18 protein-coding genes and 1 pseudogene are annotated in these 21,998 nt (G+C 32.7%); 12 read left to right on the top strand and 7 right to left on the bottom strand.

Translation table 11 applies throughout. The features are described from left to right. Window positions 1-2 precede the first annotated feature (2 nt). From FHL05_RS01405 to FHL05_RS01395, 3 genes and pseudogenes are all read left to right on the top strand, one after another. Window positions 3-800, top strand: a complete 798-nt coding sequence (locus FHL05_RS01405) for an electron transfer flavoprotein subunit beta/FixA family protein (RefSeq protein ID WP_153385503.1) — start codon at window positions 3-5, stop codon at window positions 798-800. Next, window positions 793-1,770, top strand: a pseudogene (locus tag FHL05_RS01400) (electron transfer flavoprotein subunit alpha/FixB family protein). Before FHL05_RS01405 ends, FHL05_RS01400 begins: the two are co-directional and overlap by 8 nt. 71 nt (window positions 1,771-1,841) lie before the next feature. Beyond that, window positions 1,842-2,666, top strand: a complete 825-nt coding sequence (locus FHL05_RS01395) for a Cof-type HAD-IIB family hydrolase (protein ID WP_153385502.1) — start codon at window positions 1,842-1,844, stop codon at window positions 2,664-2,666. A 93-nt stretch (window positions 2,667-2,759) separates the two neighbouring features. On the opposite strand, the gene FHL05_RS01390 is transcribed toward FHL05_RS01395, so the two are convergent. Both FHL05_RS01390 and FHL05_RS01385 read right to left on the bottom strand, forming a co-directional pair. Further along, window positions 2,760-3,179, bottom strand: coding sequence for a hypothetical protein (locus FHL05_RS01390; RefSeq protein ID WP_153385501.1), 420 nt, complete (start codon window positions 3,177-3,179; stop codon window positions 2,760-2,762). Further along, window positions 3,179-4,702: a Y-family DNA polymerase gene (locus tag FHL05_RS01385; protein WP_153385500.1), complete on the bottom strand. Its 1,524-nt coding sequence runs from the start codon at window positions 4,700-4,702 to the stop codon at window positions 3,179-3,181. Before FHL05_RS01385 ends, FHL05_RS01390 begins: the two co-directional genes overlap by 1 nt. Before the next feature lie 212 nt (window positions 4,703-4,914). Between FHL05_RS01385 and FHL05_RS01380 the strand changes: the two genes are divergently transcribed. Then, window positions 4,915-5,880 (top strand): 2-hydroxyacid dehydrogenase family protein, encoded by a 966-nt coding sequence (locus tag FHL05_RS01380; protein WP_153521853.1) that lies wholly within the window; start codon window positions 4,915-4,917, stop codon window positions 5,878-5,880. Window positions 5,881-5,898: 18 nt separating this feature from the next. On the opposite strand, the gene FHL05_RS01375 is transcribed toward FHL05_RS01380, so the two are convergent. Then, on the bottom strand, window positions 5,899-6,900 hold the full coding sequence (locus tag FHL05_RS01375; RefSeq protein WP_202879064.1) for an NADP-dependent oxidoreductase: 1,002 nt from the start codon (window positions 6,898-6,900) through the stop codon (window positions 5,899-5,901). A 140-nt stretch (window positions 6,901-7,040) separates the two neighbouring features. On the opposite strand from FHL05_RS01375, the gene FHL05_RS01370 reads away from it, so the two are divergent. The 3 genes from FHL05_RS01370 (at window position 7,041) to FHL05_RS01360 (ending at window position 8,903) form a co-directional block, all read left to right on the top strand. Beyond that, a complete protein-coding gene (locus FHL05_RS01370; protein ID WP_153385498.1) occupies window positions 7,041-7,586 on the top strand; it encodes a TetR/AcrR family transcriptional regulator in 546 nt (181 codons plus the stop codon). Between the two features lie 117 nt (window positions 7,587-7,703). Next, window positions 7,704-8,525, top strand: coding sequence for a Cof-type HAD-IIB family hydrolase (locus FHL05_RS01365; protein ID WP_153521851.1), 822 nt, complete (start codon window positions 7,704-7,706; stop codon window positions 8,523-8,525). Window positions 8,526-8,528: 3 nt separating this feature from the next. After that, complete coding sequence (locus FHL05_RS01360; RefSeq protein WP_162000157.1) at window positions 8,529-8,903, top strand: MmcQ/YjbR family DNA-binding protein; 375 nt, start codon at window positions 8,529-8,531, stop codon at window positions 8,901-8,903. Window positions 8,904-8,966: 63 nt separating this feature from the next. Here the strand turns inward: FHL05_RS01360 and FHL05_RS01355 are convergent, their stop codons facing one another. Both FHL05_RS01355 and FHL05_RS01350 read right to left on the bottom strand, forming a co-directional pair. Beyond that, complete coding sequence (locus FHL05_RS01355) at window positions 8,967-10,184, bottom strand: amidohydrolase (protein WP_153385496.1); 1,218 nt, start codon at window positions 10,182-10,184, stop codon at window positions 8,967-8,969. A gap of 22 nt (window positions 10,185-10,206) precedes the next feature. After that, the gene (locus tag FHL05_RS01350; protein WP_153385495.1) at window positions 10,207-11,424 is read right to left on the bottom strand and encodes an MFS transporter; all 1,218 of its coding nucleotides are present in this window, start codon (window positions 11,422-11,424) and stop codon (window positions 10,207-10,209) included. A gap of 234 nt (window positions 11,425-11,658) precedes the next feature. On the opposite strand from FHL05_RS01350, the gene FHL05_RS01345 reads away from it, so the two are divergent. Beyond that, window positions 11,659-11,943: a PAS domain-containing protein gene (locus tag FHL05_RS01345; RefSeq protein ID WP_153385494.1), complete on the top strand. Its 285-nt coding sequence runs from the start codon at window positions 11,659-11,661 to the stop codon at window positions 11,941-11,943. 42 nt (window positions 11,944-11,985) lie between these two features. Further along, window positions 11,986-12,366: a helix-turn-helix domain-containing protein gene (locus FHL05_RS01340; protein ID WP_153385493.1), complete on the top strand. Its 381-nt coding sequence runs from the start codon at window positions 11,986-11,988 to the stop codon at window positions 12,364-12,366. Window positions 12,367-12,438: 72 nt separating this feature from the next. On the opposite strand, the gene FHL05_RS01335 is transcribed toward FHL05_RS01340, so the two are convergent. Together FHL05_RS01335 and FHL05_RS01330 are read right to left on the bottom strand one after the other, a co-directional pair. Further along, window positions 12,439-13,272 (bottom strand): SLAP domain-containing protein, encoded by an 834-nt coding sequence (locus tag FHL05_RS01335; RefSeq protein WP_153385492.1) that lies wholly within the window; start codon window positions 13,270-13,272, stop codon window positions 12,439-12,441. Window positions 13,273-13,529: 257 nt separating this feature from the next. Then, window positions 13,530-14,081, bottom strand: a complete 552-nt coding sequence (locus FHL05_RS01330) for a hypothetical protein (protein WP_153385491.1) — start codon at window positions 14,079-14,081, stop codon at window positions 13,530-13,532. A gap of 376 nt (window positions 14,082-14,457) precedes the next feature. Between FHL05_RS01330 and FHL05_RS01325 the strand changes: the two genes are divergently transcribed. The 3 genes from FHL05_RS01325 (at window position 14,458) to FHL05_RS01315 (ending at window position 21,553) form a co-directional block, all read left to right on the top strand. Further along, on the top strand, window positions 14,458-15,453 hold the full coding sequence (locus FHL05_RS01325) for a DUF6933 domain-containing protein (RefSeq protein ID WP_153385490.1): 996 nt from the start codon (window positions 14,458-14,460) through the stop codon (window positions 15,451-15,453). A 363-nt stretch (window positions 15,454-15,816) separates the two neighbouring features. Continuing rightward, entirely contained in the window at window positions 15,817-19,377 is a 3,561-nt protein-coding gene (locus FHL05_RS01320) for a hypothetical protein (protein WP_153521849.1), read from the top strand. After that, window positions 19,367-21,553 carry a hypothetical protein gene (locus FHL05_RS01315; RefSeq protein WP_153521847.1) on the top strand — a complete coding sequence of 729 codons (2,187 nt, stop codon included), beginning with the start codon at window positions 19,367-19,369 and terminating at the stop codon, window positions 21,551-21,553. Before FHL05_RS01320 ends, FHL05_RS01315 begins: the two co-directional genes overlap by 11 nt. Window positions 21,554-21,998 lie beyond the last annotated feature (445 nt).

Here is a 21,998-nt window from a genome sequence, read left to right as displayed (position 1 = left end):
ATATGAAAATAGTTGTCTGCATTAAACAAGTTCCAGAAACTACTAATGTCAAAATTAATGAAAAAACTAAAAATATCGACCGTCGTGGATTAGGTGGAGTCATCAATTCTTATGATTTGCACGCCTTGAAAACTGCCTTAGATATCAAAGAAAAAGTCGGTGGAGAAGTCATCACCTTAACTATGGGACCAGACGATTTTGCCGTTTCCTTGCAAGAGACCTTAGCTTTAGGTGCTGATTCATCAGTTCTTTTGTCTGACCGAGCTTTTGCTGGAGCTGATACGTTAGCCACTGGTTATGTTTTAGGTAAAGCAATTGAAAAAATTGGCGACGTGGACTTAGTTTTAGTTGGTCAACAGTCAGTTGATGCCGATACTGGCCAAGTTGGTCCCATCATTGCTGAGTTGTTGCAAGTTTCTCAAGTTACTTACGCTGATAGCATTGAGCCAAAAGCTGATAAACTGCTTATCAAACGTAATCTGGAAACAGTTGCTCAAGAAATCACCGCTAAATTGCCTTTGTTAGTTACTGTAACGGATACGATCAATCAACCTGAATATACGAATGTCGTTGAAATTGCTAAGAGTTTCGACAAACCAATTACCACATGGCACGCTAGTGATTTGAGTTTGGAAGATTCACGAGTTGGTCAAGCTGGTTCACCAACAATCGTTCGTTCAATCTCTTCACCTGAAAAAGTTGCCAAGGTAGGTCATAAATTGGCCGACGACCCAGTTGATGCAGCTAAGGAATTAGTTGAAGTTTTGAAGAAACAAAATGTTTTGACGGAGGATGAATAAAATGACAGTGATTAAGGAAAATTGGATTTTTGCCGAAACTGAATTGCAAAAGATCAATCCGGTAACCTATCAATTGATTACAAAAATGAATCAAGTCAGTCATGACCCAGTTGTCGTAATTTTGATTGAAGGAAAATCCGCCAAATTGGAAAATGACTTGGCTGAATACGGCCCTGATAAGATTTTGGTTATCAAAGATGATGACTTAGCTAGTGGCGACGATTTGGAAGTTACGAATGCCTTAGATCAATTGATCAAACAAAAGGGAACTCCGAATACTTTTATTTTCCCAGCAACTGTTGTTGGACGTTCAATTGCTCCAAGATTGCAAGCACGATTGAGAACTGGTTTGACTGCTGATTGTCTTGACTTGAGTTTTGAAGGCGACCTCTTAGTTCAAACTAAACCATCTTATGGCGATAACATCATGTGCGATATCACGATTCCTAATCACCAACCACAGATGGCCACAGCGCGTCCCAATGTCTTTTCCGCCGAGAAGAAGAATAATGAAAGTTTACAAGTTGAGTACATTTCCAATCTCACATGGCAAAAAGATGCTCAACTAGAAATTAAGAGTCAGGTTTTGCCACCTAAGACAAGTGATAGTGTCGTCGACGCTGACCGAATCGTTGCTTTAGGTCGAGGCAATAATTCTGAAGCTGCAATTAAGACCGCTGAGAAATTAGCCGAACGTTTACATGCTAATGTTGGTGTCACACGACCATTAACTGACTTAGACTAATTCACGATTGATGACCAGATTGGTCAAAGTGGTCAAACAGTTGCTCCAGAATTGTTGATTAACTTAGGTATCTCAGGTGCAGTTCAATACACAGCCGGTATTTCCAATGCTAAAGTGGTTATTTCAGCTAATACTGATGCCAGTGCCCAAATATTCAATTACTCAGATTACTACTTTGTCGGGAATGCACAAGAATTTGCTAAAGCTTTAGAAGCAGTTTTATAAATTAAGTATTAGTTCATTAATAGCGACTTATGATATGATTAAATGGTTATTTTTTGAAGAGAGGTAATAAAATGGCCATTAAACTAGTCGCTTTTGATATGGACGGAACATTTTTAAATGATAAAAACACTTATAATCATCAACGTTTTGGAAAGATTTTAGAACAACTGCGTTCGAAAAATATTCGTGTAGTGGCCGCTAGTGGCTCTCAATATCAACGTTTGCAAAATCAATTTGATGAATTCAAATCAGAAATGGATTTTGTTTCACAAAACGGAGCTGTCGTATACAGTGAGAATGCACCATTGTTGATTCAAGCAATTCCAGAGGATGCCGTGGCAAAAACTTTAGACATTATTAATCATCAATTTGAACCAACTGATATCGCTGAACATTTGGTTGTCGGCGTCAAGTCAGCTTATGTGGACCAAACAATTTCCCAAGCTGCTTATGATTTAACTTATCGTTACTATAATCACTTGAAACGGGTAGTAGATTTACCAACAGTAACTGCTAAACGTCTTGAGGATAAGATTACTAGTATTGGGGTTACTTTTAATAATCATGTTGATTTTGATAGTATGATGAACAATCTACGAAAGGCTTTGCCGGTCGGTCTTGCCAGTCAAACTTCAGGTTATAATACTGAATTGATCAGTGATAACACAGTCAATAAAGCTGTGGGATTGAAAGAATTGCAGAAGAAATTCAATGTTGCTGACGATGAAATCATGACCTTTGGCGATAACGAAAATGACCTAGGGATGTTGCAATTGACTCCTTATGGTTACGCCATGGAAAATGCTGTTTCTAAAGTTAAAGATGCGGTTAATCATTTCACTGATTCTAATAATGATGAAGGTGTTTTGAACGTTTTAGAAAAGTTACTGAAATAAAAATTATAGTCTAAACAGGTAAAAACTTGTTTGGACTTTTTTTATGAAAAAGTTTTGTTAGTAAAAAAGGGTGCCCACTTTTTGGACATCCTTTTAAATTAATTTCATGGAACGAATATTGACGATAATAACTTTGGTTTTTTCAAACATAACGATACCTTTTGGATAATTAATTGATTTCAAATGGCCTTTTAGATGCTCATAATAACCAGAAACTTCATTAAAGTAATTAACATCGACTGTCTTGTCATTTTTCCTTAAGTACTCAAGCTGACGTTTGATTAAAACCTCTTCATCAGCAGTTGTATATTTTTTTCGGCGATAGCTTTGAGTCTTCTTTTCAATCAATCCTTTGAATCCTTCCAAAGCTCCAAAAGGCGCAAATTGGGCAGCTCGGTCTAATTCTGGCATTGGCAAATGGCGTTTAGATGGTTGATAAGGAAGATTCATAATATCGTTATAAGCTGAGGTATCGTTAAAAATCTTTTGTTCAATTAATTTCTTTTCATCCATTAGGCGTGATGACCTCCAATTTGATTGTTACGTTCCATTGTGGTTGAACCCTTTTCAAGATCAGATGCTTTGACGATGACGTTGCGATTACCGAATTTCCTTTGTAAATTTAAAATAGTTTCTTGAATTTTTCTATCTTGTTGACGCTTAGTTTGAGCAGTTTTATCTTGAATTATTTCCTCATTAGTATCTTCAAAAAGATTCGTTTGCTTGAAAGTAGTTTTTTGTTTGGCTTTTTTCTCGTCAATCAGATTGGTTGCTGTTAATGTGATTCGTCTTATCAGCATCTTAGAATCAGTGCATCTTTCATAGAGCATTTTGAAGGTGCTGCTCAATTCAGCAGACGATGAAGTTGGACTATCCAATTTTATATTAGTATGAGCTGGTTTAGGAACCTTTCTTCCATAGTAGTCAGTTACCAACTGGCCAGTAAAACTATTGTCTATTTGGAGACTAGTAATATCGTAATTAACGATAATACCTACTTGGTTAATGACAGATTTTTTTTGAACCAAATCTAAAGCTAAAGTATCACTCATGCCACGAACAATTTTTAAAGCGTCTGCATAAGAAGTTGGCTTCATCAAAACTTGACTTGAATAGAGACCGTGATCTTCTGAGCGATAGTTTTTAATATCAGCAAGAGTCGTCGTCTCATGTCCCCAAGCATGGTCAATAATCAATTCGGCGTTTTTACCAAATTCTTGATAGAGGATTTCCTCGTTCTTTTTATCTGATAAACTGCCTAACGAGCACCGAGCAATGTCACCCATGGTGTGTAATCCTAAATTCTCAAGTCTCTTTGAATAGCCACGACCAATGCGCCAAAAATCAGTTAATGGTTGATGAGCCCAAAGAAGTTTTCGATATTGCAATTCGTTCATCTGTGCGATTCTAACGCCATCGCTATCACCTGGAATATGCTTAGCAACGATATCCATTGCTACTTTAGCTAAGTAGAGATTAGTTCCGATACCTGCTGTGGCCGTGATACCAGTTTCCGATTGAATTTGCTGGATAATCGTTTTAGCTAGGGTGTGAGCAGTTATGTTATGTGTCGCTAAATAATCAGTCACATCCATTAAAACTTCATCAATAGAATAGACATGAATATTTTTTGCCTCAATGAAACGCAGGTAAATACCGTAAATTTCCGTACTTTTGTGCATATAAAAATTCATTCTTGGTTTGACAGTTTTATAGCCAATTTTTAGCGATGGTGAATTTAATAAGTGCTGACGATTGATTGAGGAATATTTTGTCAAATGATGACGAGAATTTTCTAATAATCTTTTATGATTGAGTTTAGAAACGATTTGTTCAACTTGAAAAAGTCGTGGACGACCAGGAACCCCAAACTTTTTTAGAGCAGGAGAGACTGCTAGACAAATTGTTTTGTCAGTTCGAGAATTATCGGCAACGACAAGATTAGCATTTAATGGATCAAGGTCGTGGGCAATGCATTCCACTGATGCGTAAAATGATTTCAAGTCAATAGCCATGTAGGTCCTTTCATTTGTCATCTGAATAATCCTCCCGTCAAAAAAGGGATGCACTGGGCATCCATTGATGATTTACAAACATATGTTCTAAAAGAATTATAACATTTTCACCATCTTTATTGAAATTAAGGTACTACTTTTTTTGAATTTAAAATCTTGTTAGAATGCACTTTAAGGACCATAATTATCATAGTATAAGTAAATAAATTATTTAAATAAGGCAGGTTTTAATTATGGCAAAGGTTTTTATTGCGGGAAAAATTCCCGATAAAGCAGTTTCCTTATTGAAGGCAACTGACTTAACGATTGATATGTATACTGATGATAAATTAATTGATAAGGATACATTAAAACAACATGTTTCTGACAGTGATTTTTTAATTACTCCACTTTCAACAACAGTTGATCAAGAAGTTTTGGATGCTGCTCCTAAACTTAAATTAGTTGCTAATTTTGGAGCGGGAACAAACAACGTTGATGTTAATTACGCTAAGAAGTTAAATATCCCAGTTACCAATACGCCTAAAGTCTCAACAGTATCGACTGCTGAATCAACCACAGGCTTAATCATTGGCTTGATGCATCGAATCGCTGAAGGCGACCATCTGATGAGAACTACTGGATTCAATGGTTGGGCTCCTTTATTCTTCTTAGGTCATGAATTGCAAGGCAAAACATTGGGTATTATTGGTTTGGGTCAAATCGGCCAAGCAGTTGCCAAGAGAATGCATGCTTTTGATATGCCAATTCTTTATACGCAACGCCATCGTTTGCCTATTAGTTTGGAAACGCAATTGGGAGCTAAATTCGTCAGTCGAGATGAACTTCTAAAGAAGTCTGATGTCGTTTCGATTCATATTCCCTTAAATGACAGTACCAAGCATCTTTTAGGAGCAAAAGAATTTTCAGAAATGAAGTCAAACGCTGTGCTAATCAATGCTGCTCGGGGTCCAATTATTGATGAAGCTGCATTAACGACTGCTTTAAAGCAAAAGACGATTGCTGGGGCAGCTTTAGATGTTTATGAACATGAGCCAGAGGTTTCTGATGAATTGAAGCAAATGAAAAATGTGATTTTGACGCCTCACTTGGGTAATGCGACGGTTGAAGCTCGTGATGCTATGGCAGAAATTGTAGCTCAAAATACCATTGCTGCTTACGAAGGTAATAAAATTAAATATATTGTTAACGGGCTATAAAATTGCTTCTAATATTTACTAAAAATGGATTAGAACTTTTCCCTTGGGATGTTCGTGAGTCATATAGTCAATAGCTTTGTTAATGTCATTAAGGTGAAACTCTTTAGGATCAATAGCTGGGATTATATTCTCTTTTTCAATTATTTGAGTTATTTTCTTTAACTGTTGGCCATTACTTCTAACAAAGATAAATCGGTATTTTACATTGGCTTTTTTGGCCTTGTTGTCTATTTTTGATCCTGCAATTGCAAATAATATTTGTTTCCACCATGGTAAGTTATGGTCAATTGCAAATTGCTTATTTGGACCAGCTTTTAGTGATAGCAGCCTGCCACCATTTTTTAAAATAGATAATTCTTTATCGATTTCTTTTGCTCCTAGAGTGTCAATAACATAATCGACATCATGCAGAATCTCCCAATAATTTTCTGTTTTGTAGTCTAAAAATTGAGTAACACCAATATTCATAACCTGTTCACGAGAGCGATTATTTCCACTGACAATAACGTTTAAGCCCATATCTTTAGCAATTGGAACTGCCATTTGTCCAAATGAACCAGATCCTCCAGGAATAAAAATGGTCTTTCCTGCACTGGCATGTAGTTCCTCATGCAGTCCTTGATAAGCTGTCAGACCAGTTAAAGGAGCTGCAGCACCTGTAGAGAAATTAAGGTTTTTCGGTAATAAGGCGATTGCGTCTTGATTTATTGCTACATATTCAGCAAAGGCTCCAATTTTATTTAATGGTAAACGAGAATAGATTTTGTCTCCAATTTTGAAATCACGGACTTTATCTCCAACCTTTTCAATTATCCCAGTAAGTTCGTTTCCCATAGTTGCAGGTAATTGGTAGTTTTGAATTAATTTGACACTTCCACTAGTAATTAAATTCTCAAGTGGATTCACAGCAGCAACTTTGACTTTAACTAGAACTTCATTAGTAGCAATTTTTGGAACAGGTAAGTCTTTAATTTTTAATTTGGCATTCTTTTCATACTTAGTTAATTGAGCAACTTTCATATTCTTCTCCATATTTGATAACCGTTTTTTATCTATAATTTTAAAATAGTATAATTTCTTTGGTAACAGAAGTCAATAATTGTTACTTAAAATCAATTGTGCTAAACTACAAATAAATTATTAGAAAGAAATTTAAAAATATGGAAAAAATAACAAATTTGAAGATAATTGAAACTGCAGAACTATTAATAGAAGAAACTGGCAAACCAGAAGTCTCTATCCCTCAAATTGCTAATAAAATGGGAATAACACATGGAGCCATTTATAAACATTTTGGCAGTAAACAAGAACTTTGGGAAACAGTTGCTCAAAAATGGTTCAATCAAAATATTGTTGAAAAGATAAGCATTGATGAATCCATTAATGACTCAAAAAAACAACTGTATGATTGGCTTTGGAAATTTATTAATGCAAAAAAACAAGCTTATTTGAGTGATAAAAGAATGTTTGATTTAAATACCAAATATGTTGATAACAATCCATATGTTCTCAGAGAAGTATTAACAGGTTGCTATCATACTATTAATAGAATAATGAAGTATGATGATAATGATATTAAAAGAGCAGAAACAATTTTATCTGCTTTTTCAGTTTTTACTTTACCGAATTTTAAGGATTCTTGGAAAGATAGCGAATATGAAAGCAGATTTAATGCAATGTGGAATTTAATTAAATTAGGTCTTTAATGAAATTCACATTGTTTAGGGAGAAAATCATTCTTATGAATCCTAAAGTGGTTGCGCTTACTTGCGAAATTAGCTAAAGTTAATTAGGTAATCTAAAAATGAGAGGTATCTTAATTTATGTATAAAATGATTGTTTGTGATTTGGATGAAACTTTGATGAATGACGATGGCAGTTTATCGGCTAAAAATGCTACTGCCATTCAAGCTGCAACTAAAAAGGGCGTTCACTTTGTGCCAAATTCGGGTCGAAGCTATACGTCATTTCAAAATGATTTGGAAACAATGCACTTAAAAAATCAGCCCAATCAATATTCTATTTCTTACAACGGTGGTCTGATTTTGGAAAATAAAGATAACCGTCCGATTGCAATCAATGCGATGCCTTTTGAAATTGCCAAAAAGGTTTTTGCTGCTGGAGCAAAGAATAAGAAGGCAGCAACTCACGTATATACGCAAGATGTCTTGTATATCTATAATCCGGTTCCAGAAGACTCCGATTATTTAACTAACCGTGGCGTCAGTTTTACAGAAATGAAGACTGACAATTTTGATCAATTCAAAGACATGAATGTTATGAAAGTTATCATGGCATTGCCTTCAATTGAGGAACGTAAACAAATGCGAGCAACAGTTGAATCAGAAGTTGATCCTAAAGATTTAGCGGTTACTTATTCATCTGGTCGTTATGTTGAATTCAATCCAGCTGGAATCGATAAGGGAAGTGCATCTGTTCAATTAGGACAATTATTAGGTATTAAACCAGAAGAAATTATTGCTGCAGGAGATAACAGCAACGATTTGCCAATGCTTAAGGCAGTTGGCTTACCAGTCAGTGTTGCTAATGGGATTGATAGTATTAAAGAAGCTGCTAAATATGTCACTAAAGCAGATAATAACCACGATGCATTGGCCGAAGTCATTAATAAATTTATTCTCTAATGTATTTTTAATGGGGGTCATGAAGATACGAAACGTGAAGAGATTTTTACATATGCTGAAAAAAAGTACCACGTAAAGCCAGAATATTTATGGAGAAAGTATCCAACTTATGCGGTTTTGAAACATTCTGATAATCACAAGTGGTTTGACTTAGTGATGGAAGTAAAAGCTGAGAATTTAGGCTTGGATGGAAAAGAATTGCTGGATGTGATGGATATCAAACTTGATCCAGAAAATATTGAACTCCTCCAAGACGAATCAGAATTTCTTCCAGCCTATCATATGAATAAGGGTCACTGGCTTTCGATAGAAATTAGTAAGGTTGATTCCAAACAAATCTGTAATCTGTTAGACAATAGTTATGAATTAACAAAATAAAATAAGCGTTCAAATTTCAATTATAAACTGAAATTTGAACGCTTATTTATTTTAGAATTTTGATTATTTATTTGCTAAGAAATCAAGTGCAGCTGCACCAACTGTTTTAGCAGCTAGTGGAAGTGCCTTTTCATTGATGACAAATGTTGGACTGTGGTGAGCGGAATAAACACCATTATCAGGCATCTCACCAACAAACATATAAACTCCAGGGACTTCATTGCTGAAGTAAGCAAAGTCTTCAGAAGCTGTGTTACGGGATGTTGTATCAACCGTTTGCAATTCTTTAATATCGCTGTGATTTAAACTGTATTGGACTTCTTTGGTTAGGTCTTCATTATTGTCAAGAACAGGGTAGTCAGCGTTATAGAAGAGATCGACTTTGACGCCAAACATGATTTCAAGTCCTTTGACAATATTCTTGAAGTTCTTTTCAATGATAGGACGTTCGGCAACATTCATGAAACGAACATCCCCTTCAAGAAAGACAGAATCCTTGATGACGTTGAATGAACCGCGTCCATCAAAGTTACCAACAGTTAAAGTACACATATCGAATGGATCAGTTCTACGAGAGATGATTGTTTGAGCAATCGTTACGAAATAAGAAGCAGCTACGTTAGCATCATTAGCTAAGTTAGGAGCGGAACCGTGACCACCTTTACCATGAATCGTCAATTTGAAACTTGAACGACCAGTCATAACCGGTCCAATCGTACATTGAACTGTTCCATAAGGTGTAGTTGCCCAACCGTGAACGCCGAGAATGGCATCGACACCCTTTAAAACACCAGCTTTAATCATACCAGGTGCGCCACCAGGAGGAGTCTCCTCAGCAGGTTGGTGAATGATTTTGACTTTGCCGTCGAATTCATCCTTTAGTTCATAGAGACATTCAGCCAAAATCAGCATATAAGCTGTGTGACCATCATGTCCACAAGCATGCATAACGCCTTTGTTCTTTGAAGCGTATGGCAAACCAGTTTCTTCTTGAACAGGAAGACCATCGAAATCAGCTCTTAAAGCAATTGTTTTACCAGGTTTTCCAGAATCGATCGTGACAACGACTCCGTAGCCATCGCCATAATTTGCTTCAACCTTAACATCCATATCTTTATAAAAATCAGCGATGTATTTGCCAGTTTCTTTTTCTTCAAAGGATAATTCTGGATGTTCATGAAGATAACGTCTGATTTGAATCATTTTGTCAGTTTTATCTTCAATTTTTTTATAAAGCTTTTCTTTCAAACTTTGATCAGCTAATGCATATTTTTCACTCATTTTGTAAGCACCTCTAATATCTTTATTTAGTTTTAACGGTAAATGTACCAAAACCACCGATAAGAATACTGATTGCCAAGAATATGAAGCCGTTGGTAAAATCTCCACCTGCGGACTGCACAATAGAACCAATTATGATTGGTGCTAAAAAGCCCCCAAAAGTACCACCAGTGTTGATAATACCAACAGAAGATCCGATAATTTCCTGTTTAAAAATTTTTTGTGGCCAAGTAAAAGTTGCGGTGAAAGCAGAAATAGTAGTCATCCCAATTAAGGCTACTAAAACTAGAGAGAAAACAACGCTGTTGATATTTACTAAAGTGTAAATACAGATAGCACTGATAATGGAACAAATCAGAATGAATTCCTTTTGTTTACCCTCGAACCATTTGGAAAGGATTATCCCAGTCATAAAGCTACCGATAACTTGAGAAATAGCGTTAACTGCCAAAATACCTCCGGCAGCACCCAATGATAATTGATAGGTTTTAGTTAAATAGCTAGGTAACCATGACATGGCGCCGTAATAAGTAATATTTAATAAGATCATGATTACGAATAAAAGCAACACATTGCGATTAGTAATAACCTGTGTAAATGGGACCTTTTCTGGTTCAACTTTTGTTTCTTCTACCGGTTTTTTAACTTCATTTGGCAAAAGGAACAAAACCAACAAGAAGGCGATGAGAAACATTGTTCCTAAAAGGATATAACCATAACGCCAGTTGATAGCAATGACGTTTGCTCCAAGAACGAAAGCTAATAAACCGCCAATACCTGAAGTTGTCATAATACCAGATTGAACCATGACACGTTTTTCTTTATCAAAATTTTCTGCAACGGCTTTAGAACAAGATGCAGGATAGCCACCGTGACCAATACCGGCACCAAAACGAATCGCAAAAAATAGCATCAAAGAACTAACGAATCCAAAAGCATATGAGAAGAAACAAATGATGCCAAGCGATAGTAAGAGAACTTTTTTGGCACCAATTTTATCAGCTAGCCAGCCACCGGGAATTTGCATCAAAGTATATGCTAAGAAAAACATACTCATGATCATCCCAGTTTGTGAAGTTGTAAAATTGAACTCTTTTGCAATCGGAATAATTGCCGTTGAAACCATATTTTTATCCATGTAAACCATGGAATAGCCAGCCATTAAAGCAATAATGGTTTTCATGCCGGCGTTTGACTTCTGATTATTGAGTTCCAGACTTTCTTTTGCCAGTTTAATCATCCCTTTTCTGAATTATTATGTTTTTTTGACCAACACTTTCAAGACACCTCCTGATATAAAAATATTAATGTTATCGATTACAATGAAATTGTATCATCAGCCCATATTCTGTGCAAATAAATTATTACCGTGATAATATTTAATTATTATTATGGATTCGTTGCGGTCAAATGCCAATGAAAAACATTAATAGGCAAATTATAAACTAATATTGATGGGGAAGGAAGATAAAAAATGGGAGAAGCACAGTTTAAGAATGCTGACGATTATATTAAGAGTTTTGTCCCTATGGTGGACTTCCTTGCTGAGGTTTTGGGAAGAAATAGTGAAGTGGTTTTAAATGATGTTAGAAATTTGGATCATTCAATTGTGGCAATTCGCAATAACTATATTTCGCATAGACAAATTGGCGACCCAGCTTCAGATTTAGTTTTACGAATGTCAAAACAAGGCAAAAAGGAATCAAAAAACTTTTTAACGAACTATTCGGGTAAGTCGTCTAAAAATATAAATTTATGATCATCAACTTTCTTTTTAAAATTTGCTGGTGAAGTAGTGGCTATGTTATGTATCAATACATCGGAAGAGAGTTTGAATGTGTTGAAGAATTCGGTCGAACGCGTCTTGAAAGATTATCGGATTCCAAATGATTCACTTTCGGAACTTGAAAATGACAATATTAAGAAAACTACTGAGCATGACTTTGAAACTTTAACTAAATCAGCAAAGGAATATGTCCATACAGTAGTGAATGATTATGCTCAAAAACTCGGTATCACAAAAGAATTCATGAAGCCAGAAAATAAGATTGATTGTGTTAGACAATTGCATGAACAGGGATATTTTCAACTAAAAGATAGTGTCGAAGAGGCCGCAAAAGCATTGGAAGTCTCTGAACCGAGTATCTATCGTTATATACAAATTATAAAAAAAGAGAAATAAAAATTATATGAAAAAAAGAAGCAAACTTAACTGAATAAGTTTACTTCTCTTTTTTAAAAAATATCTTAATTATTATTTATTAATACTTGTCGCAAAGTTTGGAACGTAATATGAATTATTTCCTAAATTGAGACCACTATTTAAAGTGACATCAGTAATCCAAACCCATTGATTTGTAGCAACTTCGCCCCAATATGAACCGTACTTGTTAACGACTAGTTTAGAAATCTTCCAAGAAGTATTAGCAGGTAGCGTCATGTCGTATGCATTTGCTTCTGAATTATAAGTTCTCATTTGCAAATTAGTTCTACCAATTAGACCATTTCCAGGTGTAGGAATCGATGAATTTGTATCAATATTAGGTTGAGCAATATATAAATTAGATGCTAAAACGTATTCGTTAGTAGCAACTTGGTAATATTTGGCACCGTTATAAGTCAAAATGTTATTGCCAATGATCCATTGACTGCCCTTTGAGAGAATTTGACCAGTAGTTTTACCTGAACCATTTACGATAGCTGTATTAGCAGTTAACGTACCGACTTGACCGTTGACGTCGTTACTATCAGTAATTGATGTGCCGGTAGTAGAAGTTTCACTGTCGTCATTATTTGTACTTGATCCACTGACATTTGAAACTACGGCAACTGGAATATATTCATTATTACCAATTTGATAATTTGAAACGCCATTCAAAGTGACTTTTTCGCCTAATTGCCAGCTAGTGCCACTTGCTAATGTTACGCCATTAGCTTTTCCATTGGCATCATAAACCGGTGTGTTTACCGAGACTGTTCCTACAGAACTTGCAGCGACTGTTTGTTGTGGTAAAGCTGACAAAACGCCAGGAGCCATCATAATTGTCATTGCTGAAGCGATTAAAACTTTTCTTATGTTTTTCTTCATTTATTTTACCCTCTTGAAAGAAAATTATCTTTCTAGTCAATTATATAGTTAATGATTTTAATGGTTAACAAAATTTACATTAATTATTGAAAATAATCATAATTTAGCTAAATTTTGATATTTTAATTAAGCAATGAAGGATAAAAAACTAAGTTAGAAAAATCTTCATTTATTAGCACTAATAAGATTTCAATATATCTTGAATAAAAATAATATATAAAAAAGCCACAAATAGATTGTGACTTTTTTAACTGAAATTAAAATGAATTTCGAGCAACTCTTTGAACCGCAAAATTTGAAAGGCTATAGAGTGCTTCATATAAGTTATCACCCAGATTAGATTGAGTGATTTCTTTTTTTGAAAGTTTACGATTATTTGGAATTTTTGCCAATAAGGGAATGAATCTATCTAAATCATTATCTGACAAAAATTTCTTTGATTTCATACGAGATGATAAAGCGACTGTAAAGGAATACTTAGGGTGATTTTGTCTTAGTTGATACAATTGTCGAGCAACTTTTTTGTAGTCTAACAATGGATCATGGCTTAAACACTGTCTTAATAAATTATCATAAACATCGCCATAGTGAAGCAGCCAAACTAGAAAGTCGTGTGCTGTAACATAATGTAAGTTCATATTAATATCTTTATAGTTATTAATAACGTCTAAGACATTATTCCAATCAATCCAAGTCATGAAAAAATTGAAATAATCCTCAATGTCTTTATTCATTCCGTTTCCGATATGTTCTAATCCGGAAAAATCTTCAATCTCTCTTGTGACGAGATCTAACTCTTTAATATCCATTATTTGAACTCCGTTCGAAAACATTAATTACGGAAAATTATTTTGCTTTAATTAAGCCTGTGTGATTGTCCTCACATAACTACTTTATTTTACTTACCTTGATTCGATAAGTCCAGCTAAAATTCTTAACGTCTATTGTTATTGGCAATTTAGAAAATATCATTAATTAGTTAAATTAATATTATCTTTTCGAATTAAAAAGTTTGTAAAGCATTCAAAAAGATTTATGTTGATGAAAAAGATAAGTGTATTGGATATCCTAAAATCGTCAAAGTGGATTCTAAATAAATTTGCCATTTACTAGGTAATAGATATTAGTTATCCAGGTAAATGTGATATTGTAAATATCGAACAATATCAATTCTAGGAGTCAGTAATGTTTATCAATGTAGTTCAAAAAGCACAATCACTTTTCAAAGATTATCAGTTTCGGCAAAATTCTGATCAAATTAAAAATTTAGTGTTAGGGAATCCAATCTTTTCGTGGCATGTGAAATATTTAAATCATAAGAGAAAAAAAGTAGTTGTTTTTACTAATGATGCAACAACTTTGTCGATTGTTTTATATGATGTCAATGCTAAAAATCGTTCACAAATCCAAAAAAGATTTCAAGAAAAATTAAATAAAGTTTGGCAATCATTGGGATTATCACAATCCAATTTGGAACAATATCTAAAAATAGCTAAAGACTGGGAAGTAGGGCCTACAGTGAGTCGGAGTCAACGTGGTCGTTTAAATGAAGTCAGTTTAGTCGTTGAAACTTATTTAGAAGATAACGAAATCGATGAAGATTTTTTATCTTCAAAAGCAACTGGTTTAATACGGAATGTCATGAGTGGGAAGACCATTTTTTCTGAAAATACTGCTGATATTTTGCGAGCTGAAAATTTGAAATGGAAAAAAATTGCAATTACAGAACCAGATGTTAATTTATCTGAAATTAACCAAATTCATGATGAATTGATTCAAATTGAACATCTAGCAGAAAGTGATTCTTTTTTTGATGATTTGGATCAATCGGATAATGCAGTTGAAAAAATAAGAAGATTAAATAATCAATTGATTGATAGTTTTATCCAGAGTGTCAAGGGTGATTATGCAGAGAAAACGGTCAAATCATATGAAAATTCTCTCAAACTCTATTTAAATGAATATTTAGCTTTCAGATTTATAACGGTGTTTAATTATGAATCTGATAATGTTTCGGATTTGTATCTGCATGGTTCAAGTATGCAAGAAGTTAAACGGGTTCAAAAAAGCATGGTTAAATTTTATCAGTTTTTGGCGAATACTGGAGTAATAGATTTAAAGTTTGCAAAAACGATGAAGCAAGGCATGAAAGATAACATTGAATTATTAAATCTCTGGTAAAAATTAAAATATAACGAAATTGGTAGGTATGGTAATCACGCAATTACGATTAGCCATATCTATTTTTGTGGTTAATAAAGATTTGGTGTAATAAAATAAGGGAACTCGTTATAGTTTGTATTCTTTGAAATGACCCACAATTTACGATTGTTAATTATTTTATTTGTTAATAAATTCGATTTATTCATTATAAATAATTTGATTAAAATTGTCTTTTAAATAGATAAATTAATTAATCACGGATAAAAAGATAAATTAAAAAAGAATTCATTTAATACTGATAGAAAAGTCCTTATATGGTTAAATAAAATTTAGTTCAGAGCGTAGTTCAAAATGCTTTTTATAAAGGAGACTTTTCTAGTAATGAAAGTATCAGATCATGAGAATATTTATAAACAGATAAATAAAGACGGTAATTCAGGAAAATTAGTGGTATTAGAGGCTCCTACAGGGTGTGGAAAAAGTTACAGCGTTGTTTCTTTCTTATGCCAGCAAGCACTCAATAATAGTGGATTCAAGACTTTTTTTGTGACTGATCAAAAGAAAAACCTTATGGAGAAGAGTTTTGTGAATGAATGGAATCGTAAGAGAAAAAGCCAGAAATATTCTTACAAGAAGATTGCTGTTTTACGTTCATTAACAGACACTGTCAGTTTATTAGTGGATGATTATACTAATAAAGAAATTCCAATGATAATTATGAAATCAAATTTGGAAAAGGCTTTGATAAAACTTCAAGAGTCATTTAATTTATATAATACGATTCATAACTCTGACCCAGATACGATTTCAGGATGGTCTGAATTAAAAAAGATGGAATATGAATTTAGAAAAAGTTTAGCTGAGGTTCTTTCGGATTTAGCTGGAATTAATTTTAGTAATTTCAATGATGTTGAAGTACAAAAAGGTATAAAAGCATTTTTAAAGACATGTCCGGAAGAACTTCAAAGGTGGATAAATAAAATTTATCCAACAATTCATCCTGAGGATTTTCAAATTTTTCTATGCACAACTGATAAATTTATTCGAAGTTATACGCCTTTTTTTAAATTCGAAGGAGAATTATTTCAATACTCTGCTTTAATTGAAAATTCATTAGTTGTTTTTGATGAATTTGATAGTACTAAAACAAGATTTTGGAATAAGTCTATTAATGATGCTTTGACTATTAAATTTGATTTGATTGACCTATTTGATTCAATTTTAAAAGGATTGCAAAGAGTTGAAAATGATTTACCAATAAAATTGAACAAGATTCTTTCTGAAGGTAAAGGGTATCAACATTTTCTCGAAATTGCGAATAAATTAAATAGTGAATTCAAATTATCTTTTTTATATAAATTTAATGAAATGGAATCAAGTTCCTATGTGATTCACACACCAGGAAATACCTTAGTGAGTTTGAATAAAAAAAGATATGCTCATTTTGATGAAAATTTAAAGCAAATTATCGTTAATCAAAATGAACCGGATGAATTAAACTTTAGTCTTATGCTGAGACGCGTTTCCGGTTTTATCAAATATTTTAATGATTTTATCGTTCAATGTGCAAGACGATACATGAATTTTAGAAATTCCCATGGCTCTGATTTAGATATGGCAATTACTCAAATGGACGCCTACAGAACTATTTATCATGCATTACGATTGGACGACAGACAAATTGAAGGATTAGTCAATATCTTACCTGAAATCAAACAAAATGATAAGACTAACAAGATTAGCCAATATGATCCGCATGATTATCATGAATTTCAAAAGGAGGGAATGTCACTTTATTATTTTGAAAATTCAGCTGCGCATGATTTAGAAACAGAAATTAATGCTTCATTTTTGAATGCGACAGCTGAAAATTTTCTCTTAAATTTAACAAAAAAATGTCTAGTTTATGGATTGTCCGCAACTGCATTTGCACCAACAGTTTTAGATAATTATGATTTGGATTATTTGAAAGAAAAATTAGGTGATAATTTTATTAACGGGAGAAAATTTTTAACTAAATCAACAATTTCTGAATTTGATTATGTCAAAAGATATCATGAACACAAAATAAAAAATGATTCTTGGATAGTGGGTTTGAAATTGACTCTAAAGGACTCAGTTGAAATGGCTCTGTCTCATTCAAGAACTAAGAAAATTTCTAGGATAGACATAGATTGGAAAAAAATTCAATCTTTGGATTCAGAATTACAAAAAACTCTTAACGGAATCAAATGTTCAAATATTAAAAATAGAGAAAAAGAAATACAATATTTCCGAACTAGATATTTATCTTTATTTGAAAGTTTTGTTTACTTTATTTTAGATAAAAATTTGACTTCGTTTTTGGGCTTGCAATCAAAGTTGGCAGATGAGTCGGATGAGATGTCAAAAGTTTTAATCGAAAAAGTTTTTAATGGATTGTGCAATGAGTTGGCTGATAAACATGAAAGCTTACCTCAACTTTGTTTTATTTCAACACAAAATGGGCAAGTTCAAGAAATGTTAAATCAAGCTTTAGAATTACTAGAAAAAAAAGATATTAGGGTTTATTTATTGAGTGCTTATGCATCGATAGGTGTTGGCCAAAATTTGCAACATAAAATGAGCGAGAAAGAAAAGGCATTAGCATTCAATATAGCTATGCCAGAAGTTCAAAGAAATGACGAAAGAATGAATCAAATTGATTTAGGAGGAATGTATTTAGGCGATGTCACGAACATCATGACCAATTTAACTGATTTTAAATTGAGCTCAGATATTTTAAAATTTGTAACTGGATTAGAGTATCTGCAAGATGCTAACGAAATAGGACCTTTTGAAGTAAAAAGACAGATGAAAGCTATTCAAAATAGATCCCCCTATTGTTCTCATCCTAAACATACTAAAAGTATTCCAGTAAGTTATACTAGAGCGATTATTCAAGCATTAGGTAGGATGAATCGGACTTTTAATAAAGTTCGTCGACCGTTGATACTAGCTCACAGTAATGTCATTAAGAATATTAAATACATTCATAAAGATAAAATGTTGTTTAGTCCCGAATTTAATTCTCTAATGAAAAAGGTTGATTCAGAAAATAATATTTTGCAACAAGATTATGATACCAATGTTGTAAAAAATAATTTAACCGCTTATAGCTATCGTGATGTAAATCAGTTAGTCCACAGATTGAGTAGCGATGAAAAATTTGCCGAGGAATATCAAAAAATTCGCAAACTGGTTTTAAAATATCCAACGATTTCTAATGATGATTTAAAACTATTACAAAGTACTTCCAAAAGATGTTTACAATATCTTCCTAACTCAGATAGATCAATATCATATTGCGTTGATTGTGGTTCAATTAACCGAGGAGAAATTGATTTTAGTTCGACAATTGATTTTAAGGAAAAAACATCGTTATGTGTTTCTGAACAGGAATCAGGTTTAGATATTTTAATGAACTATAAAGGTTTGAAACAGTTCTTTGATAGTAATGGCTATGCAACAGAGTGGGTTCCAAATGAGAATATTTTAAATCCAATTCAGTATATAAATTTGTATCGAGGAATTTTGGGAGAAATTGCAGGAAAATATATTTTTGAAGATGTTTTTGGTAATCAATTGCGTAATTTTGAAAAGTTAGGGAATAATGAATTGTTTGATTACAAAATTGAAAATAATAATGTTGCGATTGATTTTAAAAATTGGAATCCAAGTCACTTGGAAGATCGAAAAAATGCACTTTTAAAAGTCCAAAAAAAATTAAATATTTTAGAAAACAATGAAAATAAAAAATGGCGAGCCATAATTATTAATATTATAGGTGAAAATTATTCTCCAGTGACTATTACTAATGATGGCAAAATCATGGAGGTTTCAGCATTAGTTGATTTCAATTGTCAGAATTCCTTAACATCTGAAGATAAAAAATTGATTGGAGAGTTCTTAATTGGAAATTAAAAAGATGGTTAGGACTAATGAGACAGTTTACGATTTAGATTTTCTTAAATTAAATCATGATTTTGATTTAATCTATGCTCAGTTGGAAAGTAAAAGTTCATATAAACAATTTCAAAAAGATATTAGTAAATTAAAGTTACAAGCTTTAACAGCTATTAATTCACTTAGGTATGTAATTTTGTTTAAAAAAAATGAATTTGTTGAACCAAAAATAAATAATGAAATAACTTATACTAAAGTAGATTTTGGTATCTTTAATAAGAAAACTCCAATTTATGAAAATAATATCGTTCAATTAATGATTAATCAATTAGCAATTGATGAAGTGATGTTACCTGAAAAAAGCATCACTCCTTATTTGTTTGTTGGCAAGGGACAACAACCCAAAATATTAGCAGATGATTTAAAACAAATGATTACCTTAAAGGTATCTCTTAACTGGGAAAAAAATTTCGAAATTGGTGTGACGACGTTTACTGAAATCAGTAAAATTAAGAAAGTTCAGGAAGTTCAGGAACCATATGTCTGGGATAATAATCGTGAACAAATGCAACGCACCTATGATTATGGGAAAAAAGAGAGAAAAATAGTCTTATATGAAAGACACAATGGTCATAAAAAAAATTTAATAAATTATCTTTCTTTAGAAGATTTAGAAAACTTTAGTAAAAGTAAAATCGGGATTTTAAACCAATTATTAGATGAAATGAATACTTACTTTAATAAATATTTTCTTGATGGATTCAAATTGAAAGAAAGAAAAGAAGAGCAATTTGTTGACGGTAAATTGGCAGTTGATGTTGATAATATTTGGGATCATCTTCAAAATAAGACGATAAATTTATTTTTTGATCCTGACGATTTGATTTCAAAACAATTAACTGATTTGTTAATGGCAGGTTTTCAAGATAGTGAGTTATTAAAGTGGGAGAATATTACGATTACTTGTGCCAATCAAGCAGTTGATGGACTTAATATCCAAGTAATTCGTGATGCTCGTAAAGATATGAGTGTTGATGAACGATATCAATTGGGACAAGATAAAAAAATCATTCAACATATTACACCTGATGGTTTGGGAAACTTGAACCATAAAACTAATAAAGTTAATTGGAAACTAAAAAAGCATAAAGTTGATGGAGAAGTTCAAAATAAAGATATTGTTAAGAGTCCAGAAATTATAAATACTTTTCTTAATTTGATTGTCAAAAATGACATACGCCAGAAACAGATGACGCTGGTTTCTGGAGATTTATTGAAATTAGTTAGCTGTTATGAATTCTTTAGTTTCGAATGGATTAAAAAAGGTTCGATAAAAGTTATCAAATTAAGTATATCTTCTGAAGGAACAATGTTATTTGATTCAGACATTGTTAGTTTAGAAAATTACAATAGGAAAAGTGAGTTGGCACATGTTGTTTATGATGTTGCCGACACAATTAAAAGTAAAGAAAAAAAATATCACTGGGATCGTGTTGATTGTGTTATTAAGTCAGGCTCAGACTATTTGTTAATCACACAAACATCAATACAGGTTGTTCCACTGCAAGATGAAATAAAAGAACGTGAAATACACTTTGATAGTGAAAAGATTGTGTTAAAAAATGAAGTGATTAAAGATTTGAAAACTTTTTTAAGTATAAATCACCAAACCACACATGATGAGTATAATGATGAAGATGTGAATCTATTGATTGCTGCAGTTAAAAAAATTTCGACTTCTGTGGTTTCAATAGGTGAAATTAAAGATCAATTAAAATTAGATAGTCAAATAAGTTTCAAAAAGAAGAAATTTCGAAGTATTTGTCGAGATTTAGAAAAAAATTTCAACTATACTTTTAACAATTCAGTTCGTCAAAAGGATCCAACATCTTTGTTCCCAGGTTTTGATGGTATCGGTATTACAAGGTACAATAATGCATTTCTTTACTATGTAGGAACTAAACGGAGTTCTGGTATAAAGCAAGAAATCAGTAAGGCAATTAAATTTAGGAAGATTACAGCACTGACAGGGGATGACAAGGTCATTTTAGATTCTTTTGGTGATATTGCAAAAATGATGAGTGTTGATTTTGTCCGCCTAAAGCAGCTTACTGTAATCCCATTTCCAATGAAATATTTGCGAGAATATGATGATTATCAAGATAGATTATTAAATCAAAATAAATCTTTATAACACTGAAAAAAAGCCACGACTTTGTCGTGACTTTTTAAATTAAAATGAATTTTTAGCAGTTCTTAGAATCGAAAAATTTGAGAGACTATAGAGTATTTCGTACAAACAATCACCAAACTTTGAATGGGTTATTTCTTTGTTGTCACATTAGGATTATTAGAAATTTTTGCCAATAAAAGAATCATTTTATCTAAATCATTATCTGACAAAAATTTACAAGTATCTAACTTTGATACCAAAGCAACCGTAAATGAATACTTAGGATGTGTCTGACGAATGTCATAAAGTTGGCGAGCAATTTTTCTATAATCTAAAGCGGGTCTTGACTTAAAGATTGTTTCAATAAGTTATCATAACATCCCCATAATGGAGAAACAAGACCAAAAAATCATGCGAAGTAACATTATGTAAATTCATGTTAATATTTTTGTAGCTATTGATAACA

Source organism: Companilactobacillus halodurans (assembly GCF_009600995.1).
Classification (GTDB): domain Bacteria; phylum Bacillota; class Bacilli; order Lactobacillales; family Lactobacillaceae; genus Companilactobacillus; species Companilactobacillus halodurans.
The sequence above is the reverse complement of the archived record's forward strand: the minus strand, read 5'-3'. Positions and strand labels throughout refer to the sequence as shown.

Excerpts from the sequence above, each read along its gene's own strand:
- FHL05_RS01405 (WP_153385503.1), top strand. The coding sequence starts at position 3 with ATGAAAATAGTTGTCTGCATTAAACAAGTTCCAGAAACTACTAATGTC.
- FHL05_RS01395 (WP_153385502.1), top strand. The coding sequence starts at position 1,842 with ATGGCCATTAAACTAGTCGCTTTTGATATGGACGGAACATTTTTAAAT.
- FHL05_RS01390 (WP_153385501.1), bottom strand. The coding sequence starts at position 3,179 with ATGGATGAAAAGAAATTAATTGAACAAAAGATTTTTAACGATACCTCA.
- FHL05_RS01385 (WP_153385500.1), bottom strand. The coding sequence starts at position 4,702 with ATGACAAATGAAAGGACCTACATGGCTATTGACTTGAAATCATTTTAC.
- FHL05_RS01380 (WP_153521853.1), top strand. The coding sequence starts at position 4,915 with ATGGCAAAGGTTTTTATTGCGGGAAAAATTCCCGATAAAGCAGTTTCC.
- FHL05_RS01375 (WP_202879064.1), bottom strand. The coding sequence starts at position 6,900 with ATGAAAGTTGCTCAATTAACTAAGTATGAAAAGAATGCCAAATTAAAA.
- FHL05_RS01370 (WP_153385498.1), top strand. The coding sequence starts at position 7,041 with ATGGAAAAAATAACAAATTTGAAGATAATTGAAACTGCAGAACTATTA.
- FHL05_RS01365 (WP_153521851.1), top strand. The coding sequence starts at position 7,704 with ATGTATAAAATGATTGTTTGTGATTTGGATGAAACTTTGATGAATGAC.
- FHL05_RS01355 (WP_153385496.1), bottom strand. The coding sequence starts at position 10,184 with ATGAGTGAAAAATATGCATTAGCTGATCAAAGTTTGAAAGAAAAGCTT.
- FHL05_RS01350 (WP_153385495.1), bottom strand. The coding sequence starts at position 11,424 with ATGATTAAACTGGCAAAAGAAAGTCTGGAACTCAATAATCAGAAGTCA.
- FHL05_RS01345 (WP_153385494.1), top strand. The coding sequence starts at position 11,659 with ATGGGAGAAGCACAGTTTAAGAATGCTGACGATTATATTAAGAGTTTT.
- FHL05_RS01340 (WP_153385493.1), top strand. The coding sequence starts at position 11,986 with ATGTTATGTATCAATACATCGGAAGAGAGTTTGAATGTGTTGAAGAAT.
- FHL05_RS01335 (WP_153385492.1), bottom strand. The coding sequence starts at position 13,272 with ATGAAGAAAAACATAAGAAAAGTTTTAATCGCTTCAGCAATGACAATT.
- FHL05_RS01330 (WP_153385491.1), bottom strand. The coding sequence starts at position 14,081 with ATGGATATTAAAGAGTTAGATCTCGTCACAAGAGAGATTGAAGATTTT.
- FHL05_RS01325 (WP_153385490.1), top strand. The coding sequence starts at position 14,458 with ATGTTTATCAATGTAGTTCAAAAAGCACAATCACTTTTCAAAGATTAT.
- FHL05_RS01320 (WP_153521849.1), top strand. The coding sequence starts at position 15,817 with ATGAAAGTATCAGATCATGAGAATATTTATAAACAGATAAATAAAGAC.